This is a genomic window from Microbacterium sp. B19(2022), assembly GCF_012030385.1.
Classification (GTDB): domain Bacteria; phylum Actinomycetota; class Actinomycetes; order Actinomycetales; family Microbacteriaceae; genus Microbacterium; species Microbacterium oxydans_B.
This window is the reverse complement of sequence record NZ_JAAUVO010000011.1, coordinates 95,200-117,070: the sequence shown is the minus strand read 5'-3', so window position 1 is coordinate 117,070 and position 21,871 is coordinate 95,200. Positions and strand designations below refer to the sequence as shown.

Genomic DNA, 21,871 nt, shown 5'->3' with positions numbered 1-21,871 from the left:
CCTCGCCGTCAGGGGACGAGGATGATCTTGCCCGAGGCGGCGCCGGATTCCATGAGCTCATGGGCCTGCGCCGCCTCGGTCAGCGGCAGCTGGGGGCCGAGCTCGATCACGAAGTCACCGGCGTCGAGGAGGGCGATCGTCTCGGGGAGCGCCTCGGCGCGCCAGGCGAGTTCCTCTTCGGTCAGAGGGACCGGGGAGCCGCCGGAGAACGCACGGATGCCGAAGGACGCGGAATCCGGGCCGCGCACGATGGTGGCGATCCGGTCGCGGTCGGCGACCAGCGCGAGGGAGGTCTCGATCGCCTCGTCGGTGCCGGCGCAGTCCAGGGCCACGGTGACGGCCTCGGGGGCGGCGTCGCGCACGCGGTCGAGCAGGCCCTCGCCGTAGGCCACGGGGATCGCGCCGAGTTCGCGCAGCTGGTCGTGGCGGGCGGGGCTCGCGGTCGCGATCACGGTCGCGCCCCAGGCCACGGCGAACTGCACGGCGGCCTGCCCGACCGAACCGGAGCCGCCGTGCACGAGCAGCACATCGCCCTCGGTGACCCCGAGTGAACGCAGCGACTGGTACGCGGTGCCCGCGGGGATCCCGATCGCCGCCCCCTCGGCGGTCGTGACGGAGTCGGGGAGCTTCGCGAGCTTCTCGGTGGAGATCGCAATCGCCGAGGAGTAGGTGCCGTGCGCGTCGCGGATCGCCACGCGGTCGCCGACCGCGAAGTCGTCGACCCCCTCGCCCAGCAGCTCGACCACGCCGGCCCCGTCGAAGCCGACCGGACGCGGCTCGGTGATCGGAGGAGACGGCCGCTTGGCGCTGCGCAGCTTGGCGTCGATGGGATTCGCCCCCGCTGCCTCGATGCGCACCACGACCTCGCCGCGAGCCGCGACGGGATCGGGGATCTCCATCAGGTGCAGGACGTCGGGGGAGCCGAACTCGGTGTAGACGATCGCGCGTGCCATGGGTTCAGGCTACCCGCGCCACACGCCCGCCGTCGCGGATCAGCGCCCGGACAGCACCTTCATGATGCGCTGCGGCGACACCGGCTGCGCGGTACCGAGGCGCTGCGCGAACACACTGACGCGGTACTCCTCCAGCAGCCAGCGCACTTCGACGAGCGCAGGGGGAGCGTCGGACGGAAGGGGGATCGTGCCGCCCGCATCCTCGAACGCCTTCGCCATCCGCTCGTACTCGGTCATGCGTGCGCGGTCCTTGCCCGGTTCGCTCCCGAGCGTCTTCAGCCGGTCGAGCATGCCTTCGAGGTAGCGCGGGAAGTGTGCGAGACGGTCGACTCCGGCCGCGGAGACGAAGCCCGGATGCAGCAGGCCGCTGAGCTGTGTGCGGATGTCGTTCAGCGGGCCGAGCAGGGCGAGCGAGTTCTGCGACTTGATGCCGCGTTCGACATCGCGGGACTTCGTCAGGATGCGGGCCACCAGTGAGACGCACGCGAAGAGCTGATCGACCAGCACGCCCGAGACGGCGTCGCGGACCCGGACGAAGTCGGCTTCGCTGCGCACGATACCGCCCGGTGCCGTCTGCTCGATGACCTGCCGCGCGACGGCCGCGCGGCAGTCCTCGATGAGGGCGGCGGCGGACTGGTACGGCGAGGCGGCGAGGGCGAGCTTCTCCTGGCTCGTCAGGTGCTCCTGCACGTACGACGAGGGCGAGGGGACGCCCAGCAGCACGAGCCGCAGCACGCCGTCGCGGGTGGCGGCGGCCGCGGCATCCGGGGTCGATTCGACGCGCACCGACACGGTCTTGCCCTGGTCGACGATCGCCGGGTAGCCGCGCACGACGCCGCCGGCGACACGCGTGTCGAGCACCTCGGGCAGGTCTCCGAAGGTCCACGCCGTGAGACCGGTCTGCTCGATCGGTGCGGCAGCGACGCGCTCCGCACCACCGCGCTCAGCGCCGTTGCGGGCACCCTTGGCGCCGGACTTCGGCGGCGCGGCGATCGATCGCGCCACGCTGCTGCGCGCCCGGTCGGAGAGCTGCGCCTGCAGCGCCCGCAGGTCGCGACCCGAGCCGACCACCCGGCCGCGCTTGTCGACCGCACGGAAGTTCATGCGCAGGTGTGGCGGCACGCGCTCGTCGTCGAAGTCGGCGGCGGACACGAGCTGGTTGGCGAGCGGCTGGATGAGCCGGGCCAGTGCCTCCTTGAGTGTGCGCGGCGGCAGGCCGCCGTGCGACTCCGGCCCCTGCTCGGCCAGCTCGGCGCCGAATTTCTCGGCCCAGTCCGCGGCGGGCACGACATGGCGGCGGATGGCCTTGGGCAGGGCGCGCAGCAGCCCGGTGACGAGCTCGGCACGCAGGCCCGGAACCTGCCAGTCGAAGCCGCGGTCCTGGAGCTGCGCGAGCAGCGGCAGCGGCACGACCACGCTCACACCGTCGTCGTCGGCACCCGGCTCGAACCGGTACGCGAGGCCGAGCACCTGGTCGCCCTGCGTCCACCGCGTCGGGAACTCGCGCTGGTCGGCACGCTCCTCGTCGTCGATCAGGTCGCTCTCGCGCATCACGAGCAGCTTCGGCGTCGCGGCCATCGCCTCGCGCCACCAGCTCTCGAACGACCGCACGTCGAACACATCGGCGGGAATGCGCTCGTCGTAGAACCGGAACACGGCCTCGTCGCCGGCGAGGATGTCGCGGCGGCGCTCGCGCTCCTCCAGCTTCTCGAGGCGCTTGCGCAGCTCGGCGTTGCTGCGCCAGAACGCGCTCACCCGCTTGTCGATCCGCGTCGGGTCCCACTCGCCCTCGACGAGCGCATGGCGAACGAAGAGCTCGCGCGAGGCCGCCCGGTCGATGCGGGCGAACTGCACACGGCGACGCGGGATGATCTCGAGGCCGAACAGCGTCACCTTCTCGAACGCGACGGCGGCGCCGGCATCCTTCGACCAGTGCGGCTCGGTCACCTGACGCTTGGCGAGGTCGCCGGCGAGGGGCTCGGCCCACGCCGGGTCGATGGCGGCGACCGTGCGCGCGAACGTGCGGGAGGTCTCCACGATCTCGGCCGCGATCACCGCGCGAGGACTCTTCTTGCGCAGTCCCGAGCCGGGGAAGATCGAGAAGCGGATGCCACGGGCGCCGCGGTATTCGGCGATGCGACGGCCCTTCGGCTCCTTCGCGGGGGAGTGCGCCTTGCCCGCAGGGGCGGTGCGCTCGTCGAGGAGGCCGATCTGCGACAGGAGTCCCGACAGCAGGGCGCGGTGGATGGCGTCCGGGTCGCTCGTGCCGGTGTCGTCGCCGGTGCGGTCGGGCGTCTTCACGAGCGTGCGCAGCTGACGGTGCACGTCGAACCACTCGCGCACCCGCACGTAGTTGAGGTGCTCCGAGCGGCACAGGCGACGGAACGCGCTCGAGCCGAGTTCGCGCTGCTGCTCGCGCAGGTGGTTCCACAGGTTCAGCAGGGTCAGGAAGTCGCTCGTCGGGTCGACGAAGCGGGCATGCAGGCGGTCGGCCTCCTCGCGGCGCTCCTCCGGACGCTCCCGCACATCCTGGATCGTCATACCCGACACGATCGCGAGCACGTCACGGGTCACAGTGCCGACCGAGCCCCCGCGCCCCGCCTCGATCAGCATCCGCGCGAACCGCGGGTCGATCGGCATCCGCGAGATGTCGCGTCCGATGCGGGTGAGGTGCGGAGCGCCGTCGCGGCGGGACGGTTCGACCGCGCCGAGCTCGGTGAGCAGGTCGAACGCCGCCTTCACACCCCGCGAGTCGGGCGGGGTGAGGAAGGGGAATGCGGTGATGTCGCCGAAGCCGAGCGACAGCATCTGCAGGATCACGGAGGCGAGCGAGGTGCGCAGGATCTCGGGCTCGGTGTACTCCGGGCGCCGGTCGTAGTCCTCCTCCGAGTAGAGGCGGATCGCGATGCCGTCGCTGGTGCGGCCGGCGCGGCCGGATCGCTGGTTCGCCGAGGCCTGCGAGACGGCCTCGATCGGCAGCCGCTGCACCTTGGACCGGTTGCTGTAGCGCGAGATGCGTGCGGTGCCGGTGTCGATCACGTACTTGATGCCGGGCACCGTGAGGCTCGTCTCGGCGACGTTCGTGGCGAGGATGACGCGGCGGCGGACGCCCGCCACCCTGCTGCGCTCGAACACGCGGTGCTGGTCGGCGGCGGAGAGCCGGCCGAACAGCGGCAGCACCTCGGTGGGGGCGCGGTCGTTCGCGTAGGCGCCGCGCACGGCGTCGGCCGCATCCCTGATCTCGGCCTCGCCGGGGAGGAACACGAGCACATCGCCCGGCGCCTCGCGGTCGAGCTCGCGCAGGGCGGCGACGATGGCCGAGACCTCGTCCTCCGGCTCGGCCGGTGCAACCTCCTCGTCGTCTCCGTCTTCGACCTGTCCGCGGTAGCGGATCTCGACCGGATACGTGCGACCGGATACTTCGATGATCGGCGCCGGTGTGCCATCCGCTGCGGCGAAGTGCTTCGCGAAGCTCTCCGGGTCGATGGTCGCCGAGGTGATGATCACCTTGAGGTCGGGGCGCTCCGGCAGGATGCGGGCCAGGTAGCCGAGCAGGAAGTCGACGTTGAGGGAGCGTTCGTGCGCCTCGTCGATGATGATCGTGTCGTACCGGGTGAGCAGCCGGTCGCGGTGGATCTCGTTGAGCAGGATGCCGTCGGTCATCAGCGCGATGCGCGTGGCGTCGGACACCTTGTCGGTGAAGCGCACCTTGTAGCCGACGAGCGTGCCGAGCTCGACCTGGAGCTCTTCCGCGACCCGCTCGGCGATCGTCCGGGCGGCGAGGCGACGCGGTTGGGTGTGCGCGATGCGCTCCCGCCCGAGCTCGAGCGCGATCTTCGGCAGTTGGGTGGTCTTGCCCGACCCGGTGGCACCCGCGACGATCACGACCTGGTGGTCGCGGATGGCGTCGCCGATCTCGACCCGGGCAGCGCTGACGGGCAGCTCCGGGGGGTAGGAGATCACGGGGGAGGACATAGCCCTCCATCGTATGACGGGAATCGCCCCCTACGATCATCTGGTGATCACCGCCGCAGCCCCCGTCCGCTGGTTCCGCGAGTTCGGGCGCCCGCCGCGCATCCTCGGTCTCGACGTCGCTCGCGGGCTGGCGATCCTCGGCATGGCCGGCGCGCACATCGGTGAGACCGAGGCGTTCGAGTGGATGGACCCGGCGACGTGGACCGACCTCGTGCACGGGCGGTCATCGATCCTCTTCGCGCTGCTCGCCGGAGTGTCCATCGCGCTGATGACCGGACGCAGCGCGCTTCCGGAACGCGAGCGCCTGCCGAGCATCCGCCTGAACCTCGTAGGGCGCGGGGCCGTGATCTTCCTGATCGGACTGGCGCTGGAGATGCTGAACACCCCGATCGCCGTGATCCTCACGCTCTACGGCATCCTCTATGTCGCGGTGATCCCGTTCCTCCGGTGGCGCCCGTGGCAGCTGCTGCTCGCCGCGGCCGCGCTCGCCCTGCTCGGCCCGGCGCTGCTGGCGTTCCTCGGAGCCGTGATGCTGCATCCGTTCGGCACCGGGATCGGCTTCGTGCTCTACGGCACCTACCCGATCACGGTGTGGCTGGCTCTCGTGCTCGGCGGCATGGCGCTGGGGCGGATGCACGTCGAGCGAGTCCGCACCGCCGTTATCGCGCTCGCGGTCGGCATCGTGCTCGCGGTGGTCGGCTACGGCCTCGGCGGCATCGGTCAGGCTGCGGGCCTCAGCACACCGGCGGAATACAGCAGCTCCTCGTTCGTCGACGGCTCGTCGTTCAGCGAAAGCTCCTTCGACGGGGCGTTCCCCGAGAGCGATGGCGGCGCGGTCTCGATGCCCAGCGGGTGGGAGGGGTATCCGCAGGCGCTGGAAGCGTCCGATCCGCTGGGCTCCGTGCTCGCGGCGGTGTTCGCGGTCGAGCCGCACAGCGGTGGCACGGCCGAGGTACTCGGCTCCGGCGGCTTCGCGCTGACCGTCATCGCCCTGTGCCTGCTGCTCAGCCGACCGCTGCGCTGGGTGCTGCTGCCGCTGGGCGCGCTGGGCTCCATGCCGCTGACGGCATACAGTGCGCACGTGCTGTCGATCGTCCTGTTCGGTGGGCCCGGGGGCTTCTTCTCCAGCAACGAGTTCTGGGCCGCGACCGCCATCGGGCTGCTGGTGGTGACGACGCTCTGGTCGATGTTCTTCGGTCGAGGACCGCTGGAACGGCTGGTCGGCCGTGGGGCGGCCGCGATGGCACTTGTTTCCCCATCCCCGGCCTCGACGTCGGATGCCGGTCATAGGCTGGAGGGATGAGCATTCCTGCACTCGAACTGAACGACGGCAACTCCATCCCGCAGCTCGGCTACGGCGTCTTCAAGGTGCCGCCGGCAGAGACCGAGCGCGCGGTGAGCGAGGCGCTCGAGATCGGCTACCGCCACATCGACACCGCCGCCATCTACGGCAATGAAGAGGGCGTCGGCGCCGCGATCGCCGCCTCCGGCATCGCCCGCGACGAGCTGTTCATCACGACCAAGCTCTGGAACGACCGTCACCACGGCGACGAGCCGCGTGCGGCCATCGGCGAGAGCCTCGACAAGCTCGGCATCGAGAAGGTCGACCTTTACCTGGTGCACTGGCCGGCTCCCGCGATCGGCGACTACCTGCACGCGTTCACGAAGCTCATCGAGCTGCGTGAGGCCGGACTCACCCGCAGCATCGGCGTCTCGAACTTCCTGGTGCCGCACCTCGAGCGCGTGGTGAAAGAGACCGGCGTGGTGCCGGCCGTGAACCAGATCGAGCTGCACCCGGCCTACCAGCAGCGCGACGTGGTCGCCTGGGCCGGCGAGCACGGCATCAAGATCGAGGCCTGGGGTCCGCTCGGTCAGGGCAAGTACGACCTGTTCGGTACCCCGGCGGTGGCGGATGCCGCGGCCGCGCACGGGGTCACCCCCGCGCAGGCCGTGCTGCGCTGGCACCTGCAGAAGGGGATCATCGTGTTCCCGAAGTCGGTGCGCGCCGAGCGTCTGCGCGAGAACCTCGACGTCTTCGGCTTCGAGCTGACCGATGCCGAGATCGCCGCGATCGACGCCCTCGACCCGCTCGATGGCTCGGGCCGCGTCGGCTCGCACCCGGACGAGGTCAACTGACCCGGGTGATCGGATCGGGCCTCCCGGCCTACATGACGCCCCGTGTCGCTCCGCGCGACACGGGGCGTCGTCGTGAGTAGCTTCGAGGCATGACAGCTCCGTTCCGCGTCGTGGCCGTGTCGGGATCCCTGCACGAGCCGAGCAAGACGACCGCCCTCGTCCGCGCGATCACGGCCGCCGTCGCCGAGCGCGCCGAGGTCGAGTCGCAGCTCATCGAGCTCACGCAGATCGGCCCGGGCCTCGCGGGCGCGCTCCAGCGGGACCAGCTGCCGCCGGAGGTCGAGGCGCAGCTGCAGGCCATCGAGTCGGCCGACCTGCTGATCGTGGGCAGCCCCGTCTATCGGGCCTCGTTCACCGGTCTCTTCAAGCACCTCTTCGACTTCGTCGGGCAGTACGACCTGGTGGGAAAGCCCGTGCTGCTCGCGGCGACCGGCGGTGGCGAGAAGCACGCGCTGATCATCGAGCACCAGCTGCGGCCGCTGTTCGCGTTCTTCCAGGCGCTCACCCTCCCGGTCGGCGTCTACGCGAGCAACACCGACTTCGACGGCTACGAGATCGCCTCGGATGTGCTCCAGGCGCGCATCTCTCTGGCTGCCGAGCGCGCCCTGCCGCTCGTGGGTTACGCGGCCTCGCGTCCCGTCGAGCTCCTCGTCGGCTGACCGACGGGCTCACTCCAACGCCGCGGGTCACTGATCGATGGTGCCCATGTTGGCCTCGTCGTGTCGCGCGCCCGCCGCGGGTTCGAGCGCCGACAGGCGCTCGGCCTGATCCGCGCTGAGTTCCACGGTGTCGGCGGCGACGTTCTCCTCCACGCGCGCCACCCGACGGGTGCCGGGGATCGGCGCGATGTCGTCTCCCCGGGTGAGGATCCACGCCAGCGCCGTCTGCGCCGGGGTCGCGCCGATCTCGGCGCCGATCGCGCGGACCTCGTCCACGAGACGCAGATTCCGCTCGAAGTTCTCGCCCACGAACCGCGGGTTCGTCTTGCGCCAGTCATCGTCCGGGATATCGGCGGACGAGCGGATTCCACCGGTCAGCAGACCATGCCCGAGCGGTGAGTACGGCACGAAGCCGATACCGAGCTCGCGGAGGACAGGCAGGATCTCCTCCTCCACGTCGCGAGTCCACAGCGAGTACTCCGTCTGCAGTGCCGAGACCGGCTGCACGGCGTGCGCCCGCCGGATCGTCTGTGTCGAGGCCTCGGAGAGGCCGAAATGAAGTACCTTGCCCTCGGCGATGAGATCGGCGACGGCGCCGGCGGTGTCCTCGATGGGCGTGTTCGGATCAACCCGATGCTGGTAATAGAGGTCGATCCGGTCGGTGCCGAGGCGACGCAGCGACCCTTCCACGGCGGCTTTCACGTTCTCCGGCGAGCTGTCGATCACTCCGGGACCGCCACCGGCGTGCGAGACGAGCCCGAACTTCGTCGCGATCCTCACCTGATCGCGGCGCTTGCGGACCGCACGGCCGACGATTTCCTCACTGAGGTAGGGACCGTAGATCTCCGCGGTGTCGATGTGTGTCACCCCGAGGTCGAGCGCGCGGTGGATGGTGCGGACGGACTCGTCATGGTCGAGGCCACCGCCGGTCGTGTAGGTGCCGGCCATGGTCATCGCGCCGAGGCCGATGCGGGAGACTTCGAGGGTCCCCAGAAGTGCGTTCTTCATGTCATTCCTTCGTCTGCGTTCCGTGCTTCGAGCAAACCCGTTTTCTCCGGATTCAGCGCGGCCCTGTCTATGGGTGCCCCCGCAGGGACCCCCTGCCGCGTCCGGTTCGGCGTAGTTTCGATCGCATGGACACTCCGGACGCCATCGGCGATTTCCTCACGACGAGGCGCGCGAGACTCACCCCCGAGGAGGTGGGCCTGCCGGATTTCGGCGGACGTCGCCGTGTGCCGGGGCTGCGTCGAGAAGAGGTCGCCCTCGTGGCCGGGATGAGTCCCGAGTACTACAAGCGCCTCGAACGGGGTCAGGCCAAGGGCGTGTCGGATGCCGTCATCGACGGCGTCAGCCGCGCGCTGCGCCTCGACGAGGCCGAGCATGCGCACCTGCACGACCTGATCCGCGCCGCGAATGCGGGCGCACGTCCGCGACAGAGCGAGCGTCCGGCGCGGGCAGTCCAGGTCTCCGCTGCCACGCGACAGACGATCGATGCGATGTCCACGGTCCCCGTCTATGTGCAGAACGGCCGTTTGGATGCCGTCGCGACCAACGCACTCGGACGCGCTCTCTTCTCGGAGATGCTCGACGATGCTCCTGCACCCGCGAATGCCGCGCGCTTCATCTTCCTCGAGTCCCGCGCGCAGACCTTCTACCGGGACTGGGACGCCCAGACGCGGCAGATCGTCGCCGTGCTGCGTACCGAGGCGGGCCGTTCGCCATACGACCGGAGGCTCAGCGACCTCGTCGGCGAGCTGTCCACCCGCAGCGATCTCTTCCGGAGGCTCTGGGGAACTCACGACGTCCGCGAACACCGCGCGGGCCTGAAGACGATCCATCACCCGGTCGTCGGCGACCTCGACCTCACGTACCAGGCGATGGATCTCGCGTCCGACCGCGGGCTGCAGATGATCGTGTTCTCCGCGGAGCCGGGTTCCGCCAGTCGAGAGCGGTTGCAGCTTCTCGCCAACCTGGCCGAGACAGCGGCGGAGGCGAGAGGATAGCCGTATGACGAACCGGCTCGCCGACACGCTCAGTCCGTACCTCCGCCAGCACGCCGAAAACCCGGTCGACTGGTACCCGTGGGGCGAAGAGGCGTTCGCGGAGGCCGCGCGCCGCGACGTGCCGCTGCTGATCTCGATCGGCTACTCGACCTGCCACTGGTGCCACGTGATGGCGCGGGAGTCCTTCGCCGATCCGGATACTGCCGCCCTCATCAACGAGGGCTTCGTCGCGGTGAAGGTCGACCGCGAAGAGCATCCGCAGGTCGATGGCGCCTATATGGCCGCAGCCTCCGCCTTCACGCAGAACCTCGGTTGGCCGCTCACAGTGTTCACCACGCCCCGAGGACGCACGTTCTACGCCGGCACCTACTGGCCGCCGGAGGCCCGCGGTCAGATGCCCGGCTTCCGCGACGTGCTCGCCGCGGTGCGCGAGGCGTGGACCGTGCGGCGGGAACAGGCCGAGGAGTCGGCGGATGCCGTGACCGACGCCCTCGCCCGCGCGGCGGAGTCCACGCCGTCGGACCTGCCCGACGTGGTGGCGATCGCGACGGCGGCCGAGACGATCGCGCAACGGGAGGACCGCGTCTACGGAGGTTTCGGCGGCGCCCCGAAGTTCCCCGTCGCCACGACGCTGCGGTTCCTGCAGCATCCGCTGGTGCGGGAGGGCGCTCCGCAGGCCGCGGCTTCGGCAGCACGGGCGCTCGCCGCGATGGCGGGTTCCGACCTCCGCGATGCCGACGGCGGCTTCTTCCGATACGCCACGCAGCGCGACTGGACGGTGCCGCACTACGAGCGGATGCTCACCGACAACGCACAACTGCTCGACATCGCGCTGGCGGCGGGGGACGAGTCGACGGTGCGCGGGATCGCCGCCTTCCTGATCGACGTGCTCCGTCGCGACGGCGGCGGCTTCGGCGCCGCGCAGGATTCCGAGTCGACGATCGACGGCGCCCGCAGCGAGGGCGGCTACTACCTTCGTCCGGTCGCCGACCGCGCCGACCTGGAGCCGCCGGCCGTCGACGGCAAGGTGATCACCGGGTGGAACGGCCTGGCGATCGGCGCGCTGTCCCGGGCGGGTGCGGCATTCGGCGAGCGGGCCTGGATCGATGCCGCCGCTGCTGCCGCCGACCACGTGCTGCGGGTCAACCGGAACGCCGCCGGCGCGCTCGTCCGCACCTCGCTCGACGGCCGCGCATCCGCCGCCGTCACGACCCCCGCCGATCTCGGACTCCTCGCCGACGGCCTGTTCGCCCTCGCCCTCGCGACGGGGGAGGCGGAGTGGGCTGTCACGGCACGAGGCATCCTCGACGACGCTCTCGCCGGCACCGGTGGCGACGATCCGCTGCTCTCGGCGCAGGGCATCGCGACCTCGCCCGACCAGACCGACGGCGACCTGCCCTCCGATGCCGCAGCCGTCGCCGGTGCCGCGCTCACCGCCTGGTGGCTCGGAGCGGGGGACCCGTACCGCGAGGCCGCCGCCGCGACCGTGAGCGCCCTCGCGTCGCGTTCGCTGGAGCAGCCGTTCGCCCACGGCACCGTGCTGCGGGTGGCCGCGGGCTTCGCCCTCCCTCCCCGGCAGCTCGTGGTGATCACCGCCGACCGCGACGGTGCGCTCGCGGCAGCCGCCCGGGGTGCGGACGCCGAGGTCATCGCCGTCGTGAGCCCCGTGCAGGCGCAGGCGTTCGCCGAAGCGGGCTTCGAGCTGTTCGAGGGCAAGGATGCGTCCGCCGAACGCGCCTACGACTGCCGCGCGTTCGTGTGCCGCCTGCCGGTGAGCGACCCGGCGGAGGTCTCGATCTCGCGCTGACGTCAGCCACGCTGGCGGGTGCACAATCTGCACAGCGATTCGCGCGCAGACACCGTCCGGTTGCGCGGGTTGCGCAGCATTCGGTGCACCGATTGCTCAGCGCCGGGCATCCGTTCTACTGTTGCGCGACCCCACCCGCGATCACAGCAAGGATGCTCTGACGATGCCCCTCCCCACCCGCGCCGGACTCGACGCCGTTCCCGCGTACCGTCAGGGGCGCTCCGCGCCGGCCGGTGCCTCCAAGCTCTCCTCGAACGAGTCGCCGCATCCACCGCTTCCTTCGGTCGCCCAGGCCGTGCGCGACCGGATCGACGGCATCAACCGCTACCCGGACATGAGTGCCGCCGCCCTCCGTGAGCGTCTCGCCGCCCGCTACGGCGTCGACCCCGCCGAGGTCACCGTCGGTGCGGGATCGGTGGAGATCGCCTCCCAGCTCATCCACGCGGTGGCCGGTGACGGCGACGAGGTGATCTTCGCCTGGCGTTCATTCGAGGCGTATCCCTCGCTGGTCCGCATCGCCGGGGCCACGCCCGTGTCCGTGCCGCTCGATGCCGATCACGCGCACGACCTCGACGCGATGCTCGCCGCGATCACCCCGCAGACGCGGCTGATCTTCGTGTGCAACCCGAACAACCCGACCGGAACCGTGGTCGGCGCCGACGAGCTGGAGCGCTTCGTCGCCGCCGTGCCGCAGGATGTGCTCGTGGTGATCGACGAGGCGTACGTGCACTTCGACACGACCGAGAGCCGCGGCGCCGGTATCGAGCTGTTCCGTCGGCATCCGCACGTGGCCGTCCTGCACACGTTCTCCAAGGCCTACGGGCTCGCCGGGCTGCGCATCGGCTACGCGATCGCCCCCGTCGCCGTCGCCGAGAACCAGCGCAAGGTCGCCGTGCCGTTCGGGGTCACCGACCTCGCCCAGACGGCCGCCCTCGCCTCGCTGGATGCCGAAGACGAGCTCGCGGTACGCATCGGCGAGGTGATCGAGCAACGCGACCGCCTGCACGATGTGCTCACCGCGGCCGGCTGGCCCGCCGTCCGCTCGCAGGCGAACTTCGTCTGGGTGGCGTCGGGTGACCGCACGGCGGAGCTCGAGGAACTGCTGCAGGCCGGCGGCGTGGTCGCCCGCGCCTTCGCCGGCGAGGGGATCCGCATCTCCTCCGGCTCTCCGACCGACATCGACCGCGTCGAGCAGGCGCTCGCCGCCGCGCGTGTGGAGGTCGGCGCGTGACCGGCGACCGCGCGACAGAACTCCCGCCCACCACGACGACCACCAAGGGTCTGCATCCGGGGCTGACCCGCCGCCAGATCTCGATGATGGGGCTCGGCGGCGCGATCGGCGCCGGCCTGTTCGTCGGTTCGGGTCAGGCGATCAGCATCGCCGGTCCCGCCGTCTTGGTCTCGTATCTCGTGGCTGGTGGCATCGTCGTGCTCGTGATGGCGATGCTCGCCGAGATGGTGGCGGCACGACCGAGCTCCGGCGCTTTCAGCTCGTACGCCCAGAAGGCGATGGGCCGCAGCGCCGGCAGTGCGGTCGGATGGCTCTACTGGATCCAGCTGGTCGTCGTGATCGCCGCCGAGGCGACGGGTGCCGGGGCGATCGTGGCGAACTGGACCCCCGGCATCCCCGCCTGGGTGTGGGTGCTGATCTTCGTCGTGGCGCTCACCGCCGTGAACCTGTTCGGTGTGCGCAACTACGGCCGCTTCGAGTTCTGGTTCGCGGCGATCAAGGTCGCGGCGATCATCGCCTTCCTGATCGTGGGCGTGTGCGCGATCATCGGGCTCATCCCCGGCGTGCCGGCGACCGGCATCGCGAACCTCGTCGACAACGGCGGCTTCGCCCCGAACGGCATCGCCGGCATCGCGGGCGCCCTGCTCATCGTGGTGTTCGCGTTCGGAGGCACCGAGGTCGTCGCGATCGCCGCTGCCGAGTCGAACGACCCCGCGCACAACATCCGCCGCATCGTGCGCGAGGTGCTCGTGCGCATCCTCGTGTTCTACGTCGGATCGATCTTCGTGATCGTGGCCGTGCTGCCGTGGAACGATCCCGCGGTCAAGGACGGCCCGTTCTCGGCGGTGCTCGAGACCCTGAATGTGCCCGGCGTCGGTCTCGTGATGGACCTGATCGTCATCATCGCGCTGCTGTCGGCCATGAACGCGAACATCTACGGCGCCTCCCGCATGGCCTACTCGCTGGGGGAGCGGGGACTCGCTCCGCTGGCCGCCACCCGCACGAGCATCAAGGGCGTGCCGTTCGTCGCCGTGCTGGCCTCGGTCGCCTTCGGCTTCGTGACGGTCGGACTCAACTGGGCCTTCCCCGACGTCGTCCTCCCCGCGCTCCTGAACGTGGTCGGCTCGACGCTGCTCGTGATCTGGACGGCCACGGCGGTCGCGCAGATCATCCTCCGCACCCGCGCGGATCGCACGGGCGAGGAGATGCCGATGCGGATGTGGGGCTTCCCGTGGTTGTCGTGGCTGTGTCTGGTGCTGCTCGCCGCGGTGATCGCACTCGCGATGATCGACCCGGCCGCGCGCATCCAGCTGCTTTTGACTCTCGCCCTCACCGGTGTGCTCCTGCTCGTCGCCCGTGCGACCAGGGGATACGCGCGGGCCGGCGTGCCGAGGGAGTAGCCGATGCGCATCGATCGCCTCGACGCCCAGCTCATCCGGCTGCTCACCGAGCCGCCCCAGCTGCCGATCCTGGAGGTCGCGCGGCGGCTCGGGATCGCCCGCGGCACCGCGACGAGCCGTCTCGCGCGCCTGCACGAGGGCGGGGTGATCGAGGCGATCGTGCCGCGCGTGGACCCGGCCGGCTTCGGCTACGGCGTGGTCGCCTTCTGCCTGGTCGAAATCGATCAGAAGGTCGGGCACGACGAGGTGGCAACTGCCCTCGCGAACGCGGTGCCCGAGATCGTCGACATGCACACCGTCACGGGCGCCAGTGACATGCAGCTGCGGCTGGTGGCGCGGGATGCGACGCGGCTGCAGGAGGTGCTCGACCGGGTCGCGCTCGTGCCCGGCGTCGCGCGGACGGCGTCGTCGATCGCGATGCGCACCCACCTGTCGGGGCGGGTGCTCCCGCTGGTGGACCACGTCGCGACGGACGATCCCGCCTAGCGCCTCACACCCTCACACCCAGCCGGGCAGCCAGTTGTGCAGTAGCCAGAACTCGTACGGCACGCTCATCCCGGTCCACAGCGGCAGGAAGAACGCCGAGACCAGCACGACGAACGTGAGGAAGATGATCACCGTGCGCTCGCCGGACTGCCGCCGGTACAGCGGATCCTCCCGCTTTCCGGCGATGATCCGCAGCGTCATCGCCAGGGCGAGCACGAGGAACGGCATCATCACCACCGTGTAGAACTGGAAGATCGTGCGCTCGGGGAACATCAGCCACGGCAGGTAGGTGACCGCCAGGCCCACGAGCGGAACGGTCAGCTCCGGCCCGACCGGCTGCCGCGTGATCCAGCTCCGCACCAGGCGGTAGATCAGATAGACGGCCGCAGCGACCCCGCCGTACCAGATGAGCGGGTTGGGGATGGCCGAGATCACGCCGATGCAGTGGTCCGTGCCGCAGCCCGAGGGGGAGGGGTCGACCCAGACGGCGGTCGGGCGCAGCAGCAGAGGCCACTCCCAGGCGGGGCTCGCGTAGGGATGCCCGCGGCTCAGGCCGACGTGGAATCCGAGCATCGACTCGTGGTACTTCCACAGCGCGAGCAGGGGGTTGGTGTCGCTCTTGCGGTCATAGCCGCCGCCGGTCACGAGCCAACCCGTCCAGCTGATGAGGTAGACCGCGAGAGCCGGGAAGACGAGCAGCACGAAGGAGACCGGGCCCTGGCGGAACGCGGCGGCCGTCGGCCACAACACCACGCCGGCGCGGCGCCGAGCCAGCGCATCGGTGATCACGACGTACAGCCCGAAGCCGGCGAGGACGTAGAGTCCCGACCACTTCACGGCGCAGGCCGCGCCCAGGGCGAGACCTGCGGCGACCAGCCACGGACGGCGCCACAGGACAGGCCCCCAGAACGGGTCCGGCGCGTCGAGGTCGCGTCTCTCGAGCACCGGGATCGTCCGCTGCCGGTCGATCAGCACGAACAGCACGCCCAGCAGGATGAAGAACGTCAGGATGCCGTCGAGCAGGGCGATCCTGCTCATCACGATGCTGAGTCCGTCGATCGCGAGCAGGGTTCCGGCCACGCTCGCGACGACCACCGAACCGCTGAGGCGCCGGGCGATCAGGTACACCAGCAAGACGGATGCCGTGCCGAAGAGGGCCGTGGCCAGCCGCCAGCCGCCGCTGTTCTCCGGGCCGCCGATCGCCATGCCCAGCGCGATCAGCCACTTGCCCAGCGGCGGATGCACGATGAACGCACCCTGGTCGGAGAGCGGAAGATCCTCGCCGGTCGGGAACGCCTGGTTCGCGCCGTCGCCCCAGGTGCCTTCATAGCCCAGGGTCCACAGCGACCAGGCATCCTTGACGTAGTAGGTCTCGTCGAATGCCAGCTCGTGCGGATGGGCGACGCCGATCAGCCGCAAGACCGCGGCCAGGGCGGTGATGACCAGCGGGGCGAGCCAGCGGATCGCCCGCCCCCAGTCGGGGGCGAGGAGCACCCGATCGCGAAGCCGTCCGTAGCGCGTCAGCCGTGCCTCGGGAGCAGGGAGCAGGGGTACGGGCGCGGTCACCGGTCCAGCCTAGACAACGCGCCTAAGCTGGGCGGGTGATCATCCTCGCCGCCACTCCGATCGGAAATCTCGGCGACGCGTCTCGCCGCCTGGTGGAGGTGCTGGAGGACGCCGAGGTCGTCGTCGCGGAAGACACCCGCACCACGGTGCGACTCCTGAAGGCGCTGCAGATCGAAAACCGTCCACGTCTGATCGCGCTGCACGACCACAACGAGAAGCAGAAGGCGGCAGAACTGGCCGCCCTCGCCGCGGAGACCGACATCGTCGTGATGAGCGACGCCGGGATGCCGACCGTGAGCGACCCGGGTTACGGGCTCGTCGCCGAGGCCGTGGCGCAGGGCGTCACGGTGACGGCGATCCCCGGTCCGAGTGCGGTGCTGATGGCGCTCGCGATCTCGGGCCTCCCCACCGACCGTTTCACGTTCGAGGGCTTCCTGCCGCGCAAGCCGGGGGAGCGCCGCTCGACGCTCCGCGCCCTCGCCGCGGAGCCCCGCACCATGGTGTTCTTCGAGTCCCCGGCCCGCCTCGCGAGTGCGCTCGCCGACATGGGTGCGGCGTTCGGCGACGAGCGGCGGATCGCGGTGTGCCGCGAGCTCACGAAGCTGTACGAGGAGGTGCGTCGCGGCACGGCATCCGAGCTGGTCGCCTGGGCCGAGAACGGCGTCAAGGGTGAGATCGTCGTCGTCGTCGAGGGTGCTTCCCGCCGCGACGCCTCCCCGGAGGACGCGCTCGCCCAGGTGCAGAAACTCGTCGCCGACGGCATCCGCCTGAAGGATGCCGCCTCCGAGGTGGCGGCGCTCACCGGCCTGTCCTCCCGCGACCTCTACCAGGCCGCGTTGGCCGCCCGCTCCGGAGGGGCATGACCGTGAGCAAGGCGGCGACCGTGTACGACGTGGCCGATCGGGCGGGTGTGTCCATCGCCACCGTGTCGCGCGTGCTGCGCTCGCCGGATGCGGTGCGTCCAGTCACCCGGGAGCGCGTGCTCGATGCCGTGTCCGCGCTGGGCTATGTGCCCAGCGGCAGTGCCCGAGGTCTCGCGGAGCGCCGCACCGGGGTGCTCGGGCTGTACTTTCCCGGGTTCGACGCCGCGGAAGACGCTCCGCCGCTGGACGTGCTCTCCGACGCCGATGCGCCGCCGTTCGCGATCGTCCGCGATGACGCGGATGCCGATGACGGCCACACCTCGATGCTCTTCCTCGACGAGGTGCTGCGCGGTGCGGAGCTGGAGGCGTGGAAGCAGGGTTTCGTGCTCATGGTCGGCGTCGGACGCGACGATCCCGATCGCTCGACGGTGCGCGACATGGCCGGCCGCGTCGACGGCCTCATGGTGCTCGCGAGCAGTGTGCCCGACGACGTGCTGGCGCGCCTCGCCCGGCGGATCCCGGTCGTGGTGCTCTCCGGGCCGCCGCGCGGCGACCACTACGACCACGTCACCGTGAGCAACGCCGAGGCGATGGCCGAGCTGACCCGGCACGTCCTGGCCCAGGTGGGGGACGGGCGGCTCGCCTTCCTCGCCGGACCGGCGGACTCTCCGGACGGCCTGCAGCGGTGGGAGGGTTTCGCGGCGGCGGTCACGGCTGCCGGCCGCTCCCTCGACGACGTGTCCGTTCTCCGCGGCGACTTCACCCGCGGATCCGGCCGTCGTGCCGCCGAGGAACTCGTCGCATCCGGCGCTCCGGCGGCGCTGATCGCGGCGAACGACCAGATGGCGCTCGGCGCGCTCGATGTGCTGCGCGGCGCCGGCATCCGCGTGCCGGACGACGTTCTCGTGACCGGGTTCGACGGCATCGAGGCGGCGGCGCTGTCCCGCCCCCCGCTCACCACGATCCGCCAGCCCATGATCGACCTGGGGAGGGCAGCGGTGCAGGTGCTCGCCCGCCGCCTGGAGAACGTGGACGCCGAGCCGGTACTGGCCCGTCTGCCGCTGCAGATCATCCTGCGCGAGAGCTCGCAGCGCTCCGTCTGACCCGCGCGTCCCACGCCGGTCTGCCGGTGTCAAGGGGTTGCTTTCCCAAAATGTATGCGCTTACAATCACTGAGGCGGCGCGGGCCGTCAGTCATGACAGAGACGACATGAGGTGGCAGATGTCCGGTGGCAGAACACCGAGAGCGCGGATGATGGGACGCTGGCGCAGAGCCGCGATCGTCGGCCTTGCAGCAGCCGCAGTCGCACTGAGCGGCTGCAGCATCCAGATCACATCGCAACCCGATCCATCGATCGGCGACGACACGATGTTGATCAACGCCGACAAAGGCAACCCGTTCTTCACGAAGAACTTCAACCCGTACCTGACCAACGCGCGCACCGCGTCGAAATGGATCTACGAGCCGCTGATCCTGGTCAACCCGCTCGACGGCACGCTGAACCCCTGGCTCGCGACCGAGTGGACGCAGCCCGACGCCCGCACCATCGTCATGACGATCCGTGACGATGTGGAGTGGAGCGACGGCGAAGACCTGACCCCGGACGATGTGGCCTTCACGTTCCAGCTGCTCAAGGACAACCCCGCGCTCGACATCAAGGGCGCCTGGCAGCACCTGGAGAGCGTCGAGACCGAGGGCGACGACGTGATCATGCACCTCCAGACCGAGGACGCGCCTTCACTGTCGATCCTCGGGCTGACCATGATCGTGCCGGAGCACCTCTGGGCCGATGTGAAGAACGCGGACACTTACCGCAACGAAACGCCGGTCGGGACCGGGCCGTTCGTGCTCGGCAACTACAACGACCAGCAGTACTCGATGGACCGCAACCCCGACTACTGGCAGGCCGACAAGATCGAGATCGAGCACATCATCCTGCCCGCCACCAACTCGCAGCTCGACACCGTGAGCCGCGGCTACGACTGGGCCTACGCGTTCATCTCGGACGTCGAGGGCACCTGGGGTGCGGCGAGCCCGGACAACAACTGGTGGTTCCCGCCGGGCGGCGTGATCGCCCTGATGCCGAACCTCGAGGTCGCCCCCTTCGACGACGTGAACGTGCGGCGGGGCATCGCGCTCGCCCTCGATCGCGACGAGATCGCCGAGACCGCCTCCGAGGGGTACATGAAGCCGGCCGGTCAGACCGGACTCATCCTCCCGAACCAGGAGGAGTACCTCGACCCGAGCATCCCCGACCAGGGCATGATCACGCAGGACACGGATGCCGCACTCGACGCCTTCGAGAAGGCGGGCTACACCCTCGACGGTGACCGGCTCGTGGACGCCGACGGCGAGCAGCTCGAATTCGCGCTCACCACGGCCAACGGCTTCACCGACTGGACCAGGGCGGCGCAGACCGTGCGCAGCCAGCTGGCCGAGGTCGGCGTGAAGGTCACGCTCAAGCTCCCGCAGCCCGCGGGGTACCAGAGCGCGATCAGCAACGGCGACTTCGAGATGGCGATCGGCGGCATGGGCAACGGTGACGTCTACCAGGCCTACAACAACCTGCTCTCCAGCGAGTTCTACGTGCCATCGGGCGAGACCACGGCCAACAACTTCGAGCGGTACCGCTCGGACGAGGTCGATGCGCTGCTGGCCGAGTACCGCGAGACCGTCGACACGACCCGCCACGCGGAGATCGTGAAGGAGCTGCAGGGCATCGTCTACGACGAACTGCCCGTGATCGGCCTGTACTACGGCGGCATCTGGGGTCTGTTCAACGACGCCAAGTTCACCGGCTGGCCCAGCGAGGAAGACCCGTACATGATCCCGCAGAACTACGACTCCGCGCCGCTGGGCATCTTCACGCGGCTCGAGCGAGTCAAGGAGGACGACAAGTGAAGTACGTGCTCCAGAAGTTCGGCCTGTTCGTCCTCACCCTGTGGGCCGCGGTCACCCTGAACTTCTTCCTCCCGCGCATGATGCCGGGCTCCCCGGCGGATGCCGCCATCGCCAAGCTGTCCCAGAACGGGCCGGTGTCCGACGCCACTCGCGCCGCCATCGAAGCCCAACTGGGTGTGCCGACCGGGTCGTTGTGGGACCAGTACATCGCCTACCTCGGCCAGGTCGTCCGGCTCGACTTCGGCGTCTCGTACACGTTCTATCCGCAGTCGGTGGCGAGCATGGTGTCGACGGCATTGCCGTACACGATCGCCCTCGTCGGCATCGTCACGATCCTCGCGTTCGTGATCGGAACCCTCATCGGCGTCGCAGCCGCCTGGCGCCGAGGCACCTGGCTCGACACGCTGCCGACGCTGACGGGCTCCTTCCTCAGCACGTTCCCCTACTTCTGGACCGCGCTGCTGCTGCTGTTCTTCTTCGGTTACGTGCTGCACTGGTTCCCGACCACGGGCGCCTACTCCGCGACGACGACACCCGGGTTCACCTGGGAGTTCTTCGGCGACCTCCTCAGCCACGCGTTCCTCCCCGCGCTCACGATCCTGCTCACCTCGCTCGGCGGCTGGATCATCGGGATGCGCAACGCCATGATCAACACGCTCGGTGAGGACTACATCACCTTCGGCGAGGCGAACGGGCTGCACGGCCGCACGATCGCCCTCCGCTACGCCGCGCGCAACGCGATCCTGCCGAACCTCACCGGCTTCGGGCTCACGCTCGGCGGGGTCGTGGGCGGATCGATCCTCGTCGAGCAGGTCTTCGGCTATCCCGGCATCGGGTACCTGCTGTTCAACGCCGTGATCGGGCAGGACTACCCGCTCATGCAGGCGCTCTTCCTGATGATCACCGTGAGCGTGCTCATCGCCAACTTCCTCGTGGACATCCTCTACGGGGTTCTCGACCCGAGGACACGCCGATGACTTCCACCATGAACGTCAAGATCCCCGCCGAGCGCATCGCCGCGCCCAGCCCGTGGCGCGCCTTCGGGCGCATGGTCGCCACCCTCTGGAGCAACGGCAAGGCCCGACTCGGCCTCTGCATCCTCGCCTTCTTCGTGCTCGTCGCGGTGTTCGCCCCGGTCCTCGCCCCGTACGGTGCGAAGGAGAACGGGTTCGAGCGCAACGCCGACGCGTCCTGGGCGCACTGGCTCGGCACGACCGCCGCGGGGGAGGACGTGCTCAGCCAGCTCATCTACGGCGCGCAGATCAGCCTGCTCGTCGGCTTCGCTGCCGGCATCCTCTCGACGATCGTCGCTGTGCTCATCGGCCTCAGCTGGGGGTACATGCGCGGATTCCTGGGCGAGGTCGTCGGCTTCATCGTCAACCTCTTCCTGGTGATCCCCGGGCTCCCGCTCATGATCGTGATCGCCGCCTACCTGCAGAACGGCGGCATCCTGATGATCATCGCCGTGATCGTGGTGACCGGCTGGGCGTGGGGTGCTCGTGTGCTCCGCAGCCAGACGCAGTCGCTGCGCGGCAACGACTTCGTCACCTCGGCGCAGTTCTCGGGCGACAGCAGGACGCGCATCGTGTTCCGCGAGATCCTGCCGAACATGACGTCGATCATCGCCGGCACGCTCTTCGGGGCGGCGACGGCGGCGATCCTCGCCGAGGCGGGACTCGAGTTCCTCGGCCTCGGCGACTCCAGCATCGTCAGCTGGGGCACCATGCTCTACTGGGCGCAGAACTCCAACTCCCTGCTCACCGGGCAGTGGCTGCTGCTGTTCGCCCCCGGTCTGTGCATCGCACTGCTGGCTCTGAGCCTGACACTGATCAACTTCGGCGTGGACGGCATCTCCAATCCGCGCCTGCGAGAGGGGAAGGGCCGATGACC

At 70.0% G+C, this 21,871-nt stretch carries 17 protein-coding genes; 13 read left to right on the top strand and 4 right to left on the bottom strand.

Annotation, left to right across the window (positions count from 1 at the left end; all coding sequences use genetic code 11):
* Positions 1–8 precede the first annotated feature (8 nt).
* Complete coding sequence (locus HCX50_RS11955; RefSeq protein WP_167634531.1) at positions 9–953, bottom strand: quinone oxidoreductase family protein; 945 nt, start codon at positions 951–953, stop codon at positions 9–11.
* Positions 954–992: 39 nt separating this feature from the next.
* Positions 993–4,928 (bottom strand): ATP-dependent RNA helicase HrpA, encoded by a 3,936-nt coding sequence (gene hrpA, locus HCX50_RS11950; protein ID WP_167634530.1) that lies wholly within the window; start codon positions 4,926–4,928, stop codon positions 993–995.
* Positions 4,929–4,971: 43 nt separating this feature from the next.
* Here hrpA and HCX50_RS11945 point away from each other — a divergent pair, with 43 nt between their 5' ends.
* The 3 genes from HCX50_RS11945 (at position 4,972) to msuE (ending at position 7,723) form a co-directional block, all read left to right on the top strand.
* Positions 4,972–6,231 carry a heparan-alpha-glucosaminide N-acetyltransferase domain-containing protein gene (locus HCX50_RS11945; protein WP_337749586.1) on the top strand — a complete coding sequence of 420 codons (1,260 nt, stop codon included), beginning with the start codon at positions 4,972–4,974 and terminating at the stop codon, positions 6,229–6,231.
* The gene (locus HCX50_RS11940; protein WP_167634528.1) at positions 6,228–7,064 is read left to right on the top strand and encodes an aldo/keto reductase; all 837 of its coding nucleotides are present in this window, start codon (positions 6,228–6,230) and stop codon (positions 7,062–7,064) included. Before HCX50_RS11945 ends, HCX50_RS11940 begins: the two co-directional genes overlap by 4 nt.
* 89 nt (positions 7,065–7,153) lie before the next feature.
* Positions 7,154–7,723 (top strand): FMN reductase, encoded by a 570-nt coding sequence (gene msuE / locus HCX50_RS11935; RefSeq protein ID WP_029262645.1) that lies wholly within the window; start codon positions 7,154–7,156, stop codon positions 7,721–7,723.
* Between the two features lie 27 nt (positions 7,724–7,750).
* Here msuE and HCX50_RS11930 read toward each other — a convergent pair whose 3' ends face one another.
* Positions 7,751–8,731 carry an aldo/keto reductase gene (locus HCX50_RS11930; RefSeq protein WP_091031101.1) on the bottom strand — a complete coding sequence of 327 codons (981 nt, stop codon included), beginning with the start codon at positions 8,729–8,731 and terminating at the stop codon, positions 7,751–7,753.
* Positions 8,732–8,856: 125 nt separating this feature from the next.
* Here HCX50_RS11930 and HCX50_RS11925 point away from each other — a divergent pair, with 125 nt between their 5' ends.
* The 5 genes from HCX50_RS11925 to HCX50_RS11905 all read left to right on the top strand — a co-directional run bounded on the left by HCX50_RS11925 (position 8,857) and on the right by HCX50_RS11905 (position 14,650).
* A complete protein-coding gene (locus HCX50_RS11925; protein WP_091031099.1) occupies positions 8,857–9,726 on the top strand; it encodes a helix-turn-helix transcriptional regulator in 870 nt (289 codons plus the stop codon).
* A 4-nt stretch (positions 9,727–9,730) separates the two neighbouring features.
* The gene (locus HCX50_RS11920) at positions 9,731–11,533 is read left to right on the top strand and encodes a thioredoxin domain-containing protein (RefSeq protein ID WP_167634527.1); all 1,803 of its coding nucleotides are present in this window, start codon (positions 9,731–9,733) and stop codon (positions 11,531–11,533) included.
* Between the two features lie 163 nt (positions 11,534–11,696).
* Positions 11,697–12,764: a histidinol-phosphate transaminase gene (gene hisC / locus HCX50_RS11915; RefSeq protein ID WP_167634526.1), complete on the top strand. Its 1,068-nt coding sequence runs from the start codon at positions 11,697–11,699 to the stop codon at positions 12,762–12,764.
* Positions 12,761–14,164 carry an amino acid permease gene (locus HCX50_RS11910; protein WP_167634525.1) on the top strand — a complete coding sequence of 468 codons (1,404 nt, stop codon included), beginning with the start codon at positions 12,761–12,763 and terminating at the stop codon, positions 14,162–14,164. The genes hisC and HCX50_RS11910 overlap by 4 nt, the downstream gene beginning before the upstream one ends.
* A gap of 3 nt (positions 14,165–14,167) precedes the next feature.
* Positions 14,168–14,650, top strand: a complete 483-nt coding sequence (locus HCX50_RS11905; RefSeq protein WP_167634524.1) for an Lrp/AsnC family transcriptional regulator — start codon at positions 14,168–14,170, stop codon at positions 14,648–14,650.
* Between the two features lie 12 nt (positions 14,651–14,662).
* On the opposite strand, the gene HCX50_RS11900 is transcribed toward HCX50_RS11905, so the two are convergent.
* Positions 14,663–16,216 (bottom strand): phospholipid carrier-dependent glycosyltransferase, encoded by a 1,554-nt coding sequence (locus HCX50_RS11900; protein ID WP_167634523.1) that lies wholly within the window; start codon positions 16,214–16,216, stop codon positions 14,663–14,665.
* 35 nt (positions 16,217–16,251) lie between these two features.
* On the opposite strand from HCX50_RS11900, the gene rsmI reads away from it, so the two are divergent.
* The 5 genes from rsmI (at position 16,252) to HCX50_RS11875 (ending at position 21,869) form a co-directional block, all read left to right on the top strand.
* Positions 16,252–17,079: a 16S rRNA (cytidine(1402)-2'-O)-methyltransferase gene (gene rsmI, locus HCX50_RS11895; protein WP_167634522.1), complete on the top strand. Its 828-nt coding sequence runs from the start codon at positions 16,252–16,254 to the stop codon at positions 17,077–17,079.
* Complete coding sequence (locus HCX50_RS11890; protein ID WP_091031078.1) at positions 17,076–18,182, top strand: LacI family DNA-binding transcriptional regulator; 1,107 nt, start codon at positions 17,076–17,078, stop codon at positions 18,180–18,182. The genes rsmI and HCX50_RS11890 overlap by 4 nt, the downstream gene beginning before the upstream one ends.
* Positions 18,183–18,289: 107 nt before the next feature.
* A complete protein-coding gene (locus HCX50_RS11885; protein ID WP_237682466.1) occupies positions 18,290–19,981 on the top strand; it encodes an ABC transporter substrate-binding protein in 1,692 nt (563 codons plus the stop codon).
* On the top strand, positions 19,978–20,958 hold the full coding sequence (locus tag HCX50_RS11880) for an ABC transporter permease (protein ID WP_091031072.1): 981 nt from the start codon (positions 19,978–19,980) through the stop codon (positions 20,956–20,958). The genes HCX50_RS11885 and HCX50_RS11880 overlap by 4 nt, the downstream gene beginning before the upstream one ends.
* Positions 20,955–21,869 (top strand): ABC transporter permease, encoded by a 915-nt coding sequence (locus tag HCX50_RS11875; RefSeq protein WP_167634521.1) that lies wholly within the window; start codon positions 20,955–20,957, stop codon positions 21,867–21,869. The genes HCX50_RS11880 and HCX50_RS11875 overlap by 4 nt, the downstream gene beginning before the upstream one ends.
* The last annotated feature ends 2 nt before the right edge of the window (positions 21,870–21,871 follow it).